This window comes from Streptomyces sp. NPDC056169 (assembly GCF_042268445.1).
GTDB lineage: Bacteria > Actinomycetota > Actinomycetes > Streptomycetales > Streptomycetaceae > Streptomyces.
In genome coordinates, this window is record NZ_JBHJUO010000011.1 from 336,637 (window position 1) to 345,624 (window position 8,988).

At 72.2% G+C, this 8,988-nt stretch carries 9 protein-coding genes; 3 read left to right on the forward strand and 6 right to left on the reverse strand.

The genetic code is table 11. From position 1 onward, the window contains the following. Positions 1 to 22: 22 nt before the first annotated feature. Positions 23 to 2,227: a M4 family metallopeptidase gene (locus tag ACFC0G_RS20610; RefSeq protein ID WP_376405197.1), complete on the reverse strand. Its 2,205-nt coding sequence runs from the start codon at positions 2,225 to 2,227 to the stop codon at positions 23 to 25. A gap of 147 nt (positions 2,228 to 2,374) precedes the next feature. Here ACFC0G_RS20610 and ACFC0G_RS20615 point away from each other — a divergent pair, with 147 nt between their 5' ends. Beyond that, positions 2,375 to 3,337, forward strand: coding sequence for a LysR family transcriptional regulator (locus ACFC0G_RS20615; RefSeq protein ID WP_376405199.1), 963 nt, complete (start codon positions 2,375 to 2,377; stop codon positions 3,335 to 3,337). Positions 3,338 to 3,428: 91 nt separating this feature from the next. On the opposite strand, the gene ACFC0G_RS20620 is transcribed toward ACFC0G_RS20615, so the two are convergent. From ACFC0G_RS20620 to ACFC0G_RS20630, 3 genes are all read right to left on the reverse strand, one after another. Beyond that, complete coding sequence (locus ACFC0G_RS20620; protein WP_376405201.1) at positions 3,429 to 4,250, reverse strand: EI24 domain-containing protein; 822 nt, start codon at positions 4,248 to 4,250, stop codon at positions 3,429 to 3,431. 85 nt (positions 4,251 to 4,335) lie between these two features. Then, on the reverse strand, positions 4,336 to 4,758 hold the full coding sequence (locus tag ACFC0G_RS20625) for an organic hydroperoxide resistance protein (RefSeq protein WP_266891541.1): 423 nt from the start codon (positions 4,756 to 4,758) through the stop codon (positions 4,336 to 4,338). Between the two features lie 64 nt (positions 4,759 to 4,822). Then, positions 4,823 to 5,842 carry an NADP-dependent oxidoreductase gene (locus ACFC0G_RS20630; protein ID WP_376405203.1) on the reverse strand — a complete coding sequence of 340 codons (1,020 nt, stop codon included), beginning with the start codon at positions 5,840 to 5,842 and terminating at the stop codon, positions 4,823 to 4,825. A 106-nt stretch (positions 5,843 to 5,948) separates the two neighbouring features. Between ACFC0G_RS20630 and ACFC0G_RS20635 the strand changes: the two genes are divergently transcribed. Next, entirely contained in the window at positions 5,949 to 6,383 is a 435-nt protein-coding gene (locus ACFC0G_RS20635; RefSeq protein ID WP_376405205.1) for a MarR family winged helix-turn-helix transcriptional regulator, read from the forward strand. A gap of 51 nt (positions 6,384 to 6,434) precedes the next feature. Here the strand turns inward: ACFC0G_RS20635 and ACFC0G_RS20640 are convergent, their stop codons facing one another. Continuing rightward, the gene (locus ACFC0G_RS20640; RefSeq protein WP_376405207.1) at positions 6,435 to 7,298 is read right to left on the reverse strand and encodes a hypothetical protein; all 864 of its coding nucleotides are present in this window, start codon (positions 7,296 to 7,298) and stop codon (positions 6,435 to 6,437) included. 312 nt (positions 7,299 to 7,610) lie between these two features. On the opposite strand from ACFC0G_RS20640, the gene ACFC0G_RS20645 reads away from it, so the two are divergent. Further along, the gene (locus tag ACFC0G_RS20645) at positions 7,611 to 8,672 is read left to right on the forward strand and encodes a rod shape-determining protein (protein ID WP_376405209.1); all 1,062 of its coding nucleotides are present in this window, start codon (positions 7,611 to 7,613) and stop codon (positions 8,670 to 8,672) included. Positions 8,673 to 8,691: 19 nt separating this feature from the next. Here ACFC0G_RS20645 and ACFC0G_RS20650 read toward each other — a convergent pair whose 3' ends face one another. Continuing rightward, positions 8,692 to 8,823 (reverse strand): hypothetical protein, encoded by a 132-nt coding sequence (locus tag ACFC0G_RS20650; protein ID WP_376405211.1) that lies wholly within the window; start codon positions 8,821 to 8,823, stop codon positions 8,692 to 8,694. Between the last annotated feature and the right edge of the window lie 165 nt (positions 8,824 to 8,988).

Below are 8,988 nucleotides of genomic sequence, written 5' to 3' on the forward strand. Positions count from 1 at the left end.
CCGTGACGGTGCCCCGCCCCCGTTACGGGGCGCTCAGGCCCAGCGTGTACGCGCCGGAACCGCTGTACGCGTGGATCACGTACCGGTAGTAGCCCGCGGTGCCGTAGTAGCTGGTGTCCTCGTCGGCGGTCGCCGTGCCGCCGACCGCCACGTCCGCCCAGGCCGACCCGTTCCACTTCTGCAGGTAGAGGTCGAAGTCGGTGCCGGCCGGGCCGCGCAGGCAGCCCACGTGGGTGCCGGCGGTCGCCGAGTAGTAGTACGAGCCGTCGGGCTGGGCCGCGGCCTGACCGGACGTCAGGCTGCCCTGGTAGCTGTACTCGGTGTTGGCGCAGCCGGTGGGCGGGGTCGTGGTGCCGACCGCCAGCTGGTAGGCGACGGTGTGGGTGGCGGAGCCCGTACCGGTGACGGTGATCGGGTAGGTGCCGTTGGCCGTGCCGGCCGCGACCTGCACGGTCATCGTGGAGGAGGAGCCGGAGGTCACCGAGGTGGGGCTGAAGGAGACGGTGACGCCGCTCGGGGCGCCGCTCGCGGAGAGCTGGACCGTCTGCGCGCTGCCACCGGTGGTGCTGGTGTTCACCGTCGAGGTGACGGAGGCACCCGGCTGGACCGAGCCCGTGGACGGGTTCAGGGCGAGCGAGAAGTCCGGCGTGGTGGTGCCGCCGCAGTCGGTCTCACCGGACTGGGCGGGGACGCCGATCGCGTTCCACGCGGACTTCACCGCGTTGCACTCGACGCTGCCGTAGGTGTTCTTGGCGCTGGTCAGGGTCGCCTTGCGGGCGGCGAGGTGGTTCCAGGAGGAGGTCTTCATGAGCAGCGCGCCCATGAAGATCTTGCCGGCCTTCTGGATGCCGACGCCGGTCACGGAGGACGGACCGCCGGAACATATCGGGCTGTTGGGCTTGCCGCCGCCCGGGTTGGAGCCCTCGGCGAGGAGGTAGAACCAGTGGTTCTGCGGGCCGGCCGCGGCGTGCACCTCGGTGCCCGAGCTCAACTGGGGGTAGCAGTTGGGGTCGTTGCCGATGAGCGACGGGTTGTACATGTTGCGGATCGGCTGGTTGTTGCCGGTGAAGTTCAGCTTCTCGCCGACGGTGTAGTCGGGGGTGTCGTTCGGGTTGTTGGCGTAGTGCTCGGTGAGCGCGCCGAAGATGTCGCCCGTCGACTCGTTCAGGCCGCCGTTCTCGTTGGACGAGCCGGAGCTGCCCGGGGTCCGGTCGAAGATCTCGTGGCCGTACTCGTGCGCCACGACATCGATACCGGTGAGCTGGTTGGTGCCGTTCTGGTTGCGGCCGTACGTGGTCTTCGTACCGTCGTAGTAGGCGTTGACCTCGCTCAGTCCGGCGCGGGCCGGGACCATGCCGCCCTGACCGTTCTGGCCGTTGTAGCCGAACCACTCCTTGAGCATGGAGTGTTCCTTCTGCGCCGCGTACATGATGTCGACGCAGGCGGTGACCAGGTCGTTGGCGCCGTTGTTGCCCCACGGCGAGGAGCCCGTGTACGCGCTGCCGTTCTGGCCGCCGCACTTGAAGGCGCCGCGGCTCGTGTCGGTCATGGAGCTCGCGGCGGTGTCGATGGCGACGTTGCCGTTGTGGTAGCCGCGGCCGTCGGCGTGCAGGATCTTGTCGGTGGCCTGGGCGACGGCACCGGTACGCGCGTCGACGAACGTGTCGAGGGAGCTCGGCGCGTCCTGCGCGCTGCGGCCGATGACCAGGGTGTGCCAGGTCAGGACGGCCTTGCCGCCCTTGAGGAGCACGGTCAGCTCGGGGGCGCTCGCGGACTCGACCGAGGCCAGCTGCTTCCGGGCGGTGGCGAGGGCCGCGCCGGCGGTCACCTTGGCCTGGGTGGCGACCTTGATGGCGGGAGCCTTGGCGCCGGTCACCTCACGGACCTTGCCGGAGCTGTCGGAGACGACGACCGCGTCTCCGCCGACGACGGGGAGGCCGCGGTAGGTGCGCTCGTACGACGCGTAGTACAGGCCGTTCGCCCAGGGGGTGACGGACGTCCGGACGAGTTCCTCGTCGGCGCCGTGCCGCAGCTCGTCGAGGCCGCTGTCCGCGGCCCGGTCGGCGGCGGCCAGCGCGAGCGACTTGCCCTGCCCGGGCGGTACGGGCTGGGCCTGCGGCGCCGCGGCGGCCGGGGCGGCGGCGGTGGCCGGTCCGGCGAGGGCGGTCGCGAGGCTCGCCGAGAGCGCCAGGGCGGCCACGGTCGCCGTGAGTCTGGTGGGGTGCAACGTACGCTCCGATCGGGGTGTGGATCAGGGTGGGGGAGACGGATCGTCGCGCCGAGTATGGGCGTGGACATGGCCAGTTCGGGACATCTCATCCGGCATAAGACGCGGGTTATGGTGCGCCCGTGCCGTGCTGCGTACGCTGCTGAAATGCAGCTGGAGTTGAGGCATCTTGAGGCCGTCTGCCGGATAGCGGAAGCGGGCAGTCTGGGGCGCGCGGCCGGGCGGCTCGGGGTCTCGCAGCCGGCTCTCTCGGCGCAGCTGCGCCGGATCGAACGGGTCGCGGGCGGGGAGCTGTTCCTGCGCGGCCGGCACGGTGTGGAGCCCACCCCGCTGGGCGAGTTCGTGCTCTCCAAGGCACGGCTCGTCCTCGGCGAGATGGACGCTCTGGCCGCCGGGGCGCGGGCCGTCGCCCCGCACACCCCGCTGCGCCTCGGCTGCATCCTGCTCGTGCTCGTCGACGGGCTGCTGGGGCAGCTGGAGCAGGTCATGGCGGGGCAGGACATCGCGGTGACCGTGGAGCACTCGGCGACGACACTGACCCGGCAGCTCGGCGCGGGACGGTACGACGCCGTGCTGTACGGGGAGGTCAACGACCACGAGGTGCCGCTGCCGGAGGGGACGACGGCCCGGACCCTGGTGCCCAAGGAGCCGTTCTGCGTGCGGCTGTCGGCCGCGCACCCGCTGGCCGCCAAGGACCGGATCGCGCTGGCCGAGCTGGCGGGCGAGGACTGGATGACGCTGGTGGAGGACGACGACGGCGGGCCGGAGGCGCTCGTCGCGGCCTGCGCGAAGGCCGGGTTCACGCCCTCGCTGCGGCACCGGGTGGCCGACCGGAAGATGCACTACGACCTGATCGCGGCGGGCCGGGCGATCTCGATGAGCCAGCCGACGGCCCCGCCCACGCCGGGCACGGTGCTGCGCCCGCTGGAGGGCGACCCGGTCATGGGGCGGATCCGGCTCGCCTGGAACCGGGCGGCGGTCCCGGCCCCGCACGCGGAGCTGCTGTACCGGGCGGCGGTCCGGGCCTATCTGGCGAACGTGGACAACAACGCCTTCTACCGGACCTGGTGGGACGCGCGGCCGGAGCTGCACCCGGTCCTGGAGGGCTGAGGCTCCTGAGACGCGTAAGGCGCCCCGGCCCTGGAGGGCTGAGGCGCCTGAGGCGCGTGAGGCGCCCGAGGACCGGGGGCTCCTCCGGGGGTCAGAAGTGCTGCGGCCGGTGGAGCGGGGGCACGGCGTGCCCGTCCCGGTGGTCGTCCCGGTCGTCGTCCTCGTCCTCGCCGGCCGTCTCGCCACGCAGGTCGCGGGCCATCAGGGTGGCTCCGGCGACTGCTCCGGGCATCAGGAAGACGGCGACGAACGGCACCAGGAAGGCGAGGGTCAGCGGCACGCCGAAGCCGAGGGTGGCCATGCGGCGCCCGCGCAGCAGCGCGAGACGCTCCTTGAGCTCGACGCCCCGGCGCTGGAGCGCGACGGCCGTGAGCTCCTCGGCGAGGAAGAAGCCGGAGACGCAGAAGCCGAGGACGGGGACGACGGTCTGGCCGACCACCGGGATGAAACCGCAGGCGAAGAGCAGGATGCCGTAGAACGCGACCCGCAGCAGGACCCGCAGGCTGTCCCGGGCCGAGATCCACAGCTCGCGCCAGAGCGGGAGCCCGGACTCGGGCACGTCGCCGCCCTCGCTGCGGTCGACCTCCTCGGAGAGGGACTCGTAGAAGGGCTGGCCGACGAGGAGGGTGACGGCGGTGAAGGTGATGACCGCGAGGAAGAGCCCGAAGACGAAGACGAGGCCCGTGAGCGTGCCCCGGAACATCCCGAGCCAGGGCGAGGTCCAGTCGTCGGCGAACGGCGTCAGCCAGGCCACCAGGTCGTCGGCTCCGTAGCCGAGGCCGACGAGCGCGCCCGCGTAGAGGACGAGGGCCACGAGCCCGGGCAAGAGCCCGAATCCGAACCACCGTCCGTGCCGGCCGACCCACTTCTGGCCCTGTACCAGGTACCTGAAACCCACCCCGAGATCACGCATGGGAGCCAGCCTACTGACGAACGCGGTGAGGGCCGCACCCCGGTCGGTCGGGGTGCGGCCCTCACTCAGTGTGCCGGTCCGGAGCTCAGACGGCGAGCTCGACCGTGATGTTCCCGCGGGTCGCCTTGGAGTACGGGCAGACCTGGTGGGCCTTCTCGATCAGGCTCTTGGCGGTCTCGACGTCCACGTTCGGGATGGTCGCCGAGATCTTGACGATGATGCCGAAGCCGTCGTCGTTCTTGCCGATGCCCACCTCGGCGGTGACCGTCGAGCCGGAGATGTCGGCGTTCTCGTTGCGGGCGACGACGCCGAGCGCGCCCTGGAAGCAGGCGCTGTAGCCCGCCGCGAAGAGCTGCTCGGGGTTGGTGCCGGCGCCGGAGCCGCCCATGGCCTTCGGCGGGTTGACGACGACGTCGAGCTGGCCGTCGTCGGTGGCGACACGGCCGTCACGCCCGTTCTCGGCGGTGGCGACGGCGGTGTAGAGAACGTCGGAGTGCTGGATCGACATGCGAGGTACTTCCTTCATGGGTTCGCCGCGACTCGCGCCCACGATCGCGACGGCTGAGGGAAGACTAGCGGGTCACCGAAACGATCATCTTTCCGGTGTTGTCCCCGCGGAGCAGTCCGAGGAAGGCGTCCACGCCGTTCTCGATGCCGTCCACGAAGGTCTCGCGGTGCTTCAGCTCGCCGGAGGCGAGCCAGCCGCCGACTTCCTGGACGAACTGGTTCTGCAGGCCGTAGTGGTCGCCGACGAGGACGCCCTGGAGGCGCAGCCGCTTGCCGATGATCATCGCCATGTTGCGCGGGCCGGGGACCGGCTCCGTGTCGTTGTACTGGGCGATCATGCCGCAGATGGTGGCGCGGCCGTGCACGTTGAGCGAGGAGATCGCGGCTTCGAGGTGGTCGCCGCCGACGTTGTCGAAGTAGACGTCGATGCCGTCCGGGGCGGCCTCGCGGAGCTGGTCCTTGACCGGGCCGTTCTTGTAGTTGAAGGCCGCGTCGAAGCCGAGCTCCTCGACGAGGAACTTCACCTTCTCGTCGGAGCCGGCGGAGCCGATGACCCGGGAGGCGCCCTTGAGCCGCGCCATCTGGCCGACCTGGCTGCCGACGGCCCCGGCCGCGCCGGAGACGAAGACGGCGTCGCCCTCCTTGAAGGAGGCGACCTCGAAGAGGCCCGCGTAGGCCGTGAGGCCGGTCATGCCGAGCACGCCGAGGTAGGCGGAGAGGGGGGCGAGCGCCGGGTCGACCTTGGTCGCCTGCTGCGCCGGGACGTCGGCGTACTCGCGCCAGCCGAGGCCGTGCAGGACGTGGTCGCCGACGGCGAAGCCCTCCGCGTTGGACGCGACGACCTCGCCGACCGCGCCGCCGTCCATGGGGCGGTCCAGCTGGAACGGCGGGATGTACGACTTCACGTCGTTCATCCGGCCCCGCATGTACGGGTCGACGGAGAAGTGCAGGTTGCGCACGAGGATGCGGCCCTCGGCGGGCTCGGTGACCGGGACCTCGCGCAGGGCGAAGTCGGCGGCGGTCGGCCAGCCGTGCGGACGGGCGACGAGGTGCCACTCACGGCTGGACGCGGGAAGAACGGACATGAGCACGGCCTCCAGGCAAAGCTTCAGAACGAAAAAGATTCACTGACTGAAACAACCATGCGCCTTGATATTTCATGTTGTCAAGTATCTGGGTAGGATGACGCCCATGGCCACCTCACGCACGGACCCCCTGACCCTCGAAGTCGTCGAGCTGATCGGCACGGTCGTGGCGCGCTACTACGAGGAGTACGAGCAGGCGGCCGCTCAGCACTCGCTGACCGGCGCGCAGGCCCGGGTCCTCGGGCTGCTCTCGCTCGACCCGCTGCCGATGCGCAGGATCGCCCAGAAGCTGAAGTGCGAGCCGTCCAACATCACGGGGATAGTCGACCGTCTGGAGGCCCGCGGCCTCGTCGAGCGCCGTCCCGACCCGGACGACCGCCGGGTCAAGCTGGCTGTCCCCACGGACGAGGGCCAGGACACCGCCCGGCGGCTGCGCGAGTCCCTGGACTTCGCCCGCGAGCCCCTCGGCGAGCTGACCGAGGTCGAGCGGACCCTCCTGCGGGACCTGCTGAAGCGGATGCTCGGCACGGACGCGATCTAGATCCTGCCCGCCGGACAGGCTCCAGGGCCGGTCAGGCGCTGGACCACGCGCTCAGACGCACCACCAGAGGAAGCGGGTGCAGGGCGTCTCGGTCGGGGTCGGCGTGGAGCTCGGGGTCGTCGTCGCCGTGGGCGTCCCGGACGGCGAGCCGCTCGGGGTGGGCCCCGTGCGCGTGGGCTTCGGCGTCGCCGTGCCCGAGGCGGTCGGCGTGCCGGGCTGTGTGACGTCCGGTGTGGCGGACGGGGACGCCGAGCGGGTGGGCGTCGGCGATTCCGCCGGGCCGTCGCCGGAACCCTCCCCCGTACCGGAACCGGAGCCCGTACCCGAGCCGGATCCCGAGCCCGAGCCCGTACCGGAACCCGTACCCGAGCCCGTACCGGAACCGGATCCCGAACCCGTACCCGATCCCGTGCCCACCTGGTGCTCGCGGGTGGGCGCGTGCGTGCTCGGGGCGTCCGTGACCGGGGACGGGCCGGAGCCGTCCGGCGGCGCGGCGCTCTCCGTGGTCTCGTTCGGGGTCGGCGACAGCGGGGTCTCGACGACCTCCTGCTCCCGCACGGCCGTGGCCGCGCCGCTCGCCTCCGGCTCCTGCAGAGCCAGCTGGACCACACCCAGGGTCCCGGCCGCGAGCACCACGCCCAGCGTCCCGAGGAGCGCCGTACGCCCCCGGCGCGGCCGCGCCCTTCTGCTCCCGCGCGACGCGGACCGGCCCCGCGCGGCGGTGCGGGCGGCGCGACGGCCGCCCGTCGCGGGCCGCGGCGGCTCCACGACGTCCAGTTCGTAGACGTACTCGGGCTCGGCGGGCGGAACGGGTATGTGGGGGGTCTCGTACCGCAGTTCCTCGACGGGGGTCCCGCACCCTGCACAGGCGAGGGCCCCGTTGAGATGCCGCCGGCACGCGTGGCAGTAGTCCATGGGGCCCGCAGGCTATGCGGCGCGACGCGGCGGCAGGTAGGCGCGGAAGTGAGGATCCTGTGAGGAAACCGCAGGTCGTCGGCGGTGCGTCGCGATTCTCCCGCTTCGGTCAGGAACGTCTCCGGGCCCGGCGCCGCGACCCCCGCCGTCCCGCGGGTGGCCCCGGGCGGCGCAGCCCAGCGCGCGCCGGGCCCGGGGCGGTCGCACGATGCGAACTAGGACCTGTCCGGTCGATCAGGGTCGGGGAGGTCCTGGGACCGCGCAACGCGAAACACCTCGCCCGTGCCAGCACCGCATTCCGGAGGATCCGCCGTGACCGTCAGCCTTGAGCAACTGCGCCGTTGCCATGTCGCCGTCGACCTGGGGGCCGCTCGCACCCGGGTCTACGTCAAGGGCGCCGGACTCGTCGTCGACGAGCCCAGCGTCGCCGCCGTCAACACCCGTACAGGAGCGCTGATCGCCGTCGGCGCGCTGGCGGAGAAGATGACGGGCCGCACCCCCGACTACATCCGGGTCGTCCGCCCCGTCTCCGGCGGCACGGTCGTCGACATCGAGATGGCGCAGCGGATGCTCCGTCACCTCCTCGGCGAGAAGCTGCGCCGTCAGCTCCGCCGCAAGCCGCGGCTGCGCGCGGCGGCCTGCACGCCCCACGACAGCGACCCCCTCGCGCAGCGCGCCGCCGTGGAGACCCTCGTCGGGCTCGGCGCGCGCCGGGTCGAGCTGGTCGACACCCTGATCGCCGCGGCCGTGGGCTGCGGGCTCCCGGTCGAGCAGCCGACCGCGACCATGATCCTGGTGTGCGGGGCGGCGACCACGCAGGTCGCGGTCCTCTCGCTCGGCTCGATCGTCACGGCCGAGCGGATGCCGATCGGCGGCGACGCCATCGACCACGCCGTCATCCAGCACCTGCGCCACCACCACGAGCTGATGCTGCCGAGCCAGTCGGTGCGCCCGCTCCAGCTCGCCCTCAGCGGCAACGGCCTGACGCCGCACGGTCCGGCCTCCACGGAGATCCACGGCCGGGACGTCGCCACGGGCCTGGCCCGCTCGGTGACCGTCGACACCGCCGCCGTACGGGAGGCGATCCACACCCCGCTGACGGCGGTCCTCGACGGCATCGGGAAGGTGCTGCGCGACTGCCCGCCGGACCTGGTGGCCGACCTCGCGGACCGCGGGATCATGATGGTCGGCGGCAGCGCCCTGCTGCCGGGCCTCGACCAGATGCTGCGCGAGGCGACCGGCATGCCGGTGCACATCGCCGAACGGCCCGACGTGTGCGCGGTCCTGGGCCTCGGAGCGATGCTGGAGGGCAAGGTGCAGCCGATGGTCCTCGACCCGCTGGCGGTGCGCGACCCGCTCGCCGACGACGACTGATCTCGCCGACCCTTCGAAATCACCCTGTTCGTACGACAATGAGACCATGACGATCATGGGCGAGGACGTGGACGGCATCGATGAGGACGGCACCCGCCTGCCCTTGCTGCTCGAAGCGGTCCTCAGCGTCGGCACGGATCTCGAACTCCACGCCACCCTCCAGCACCTCGTGGACTCGGCGACCGAGCTGGCGGGGGCCCGCTACGGGGCGCGGGGGGGGGGGGGCCCCCCGGGGGGGGGGGGGGGGCCGGGGGTTTACAGCCGCCGGAACCACCGCCCCCCGGCGCGGGGGGGGCGGGGCCCCCACCGGGGCACC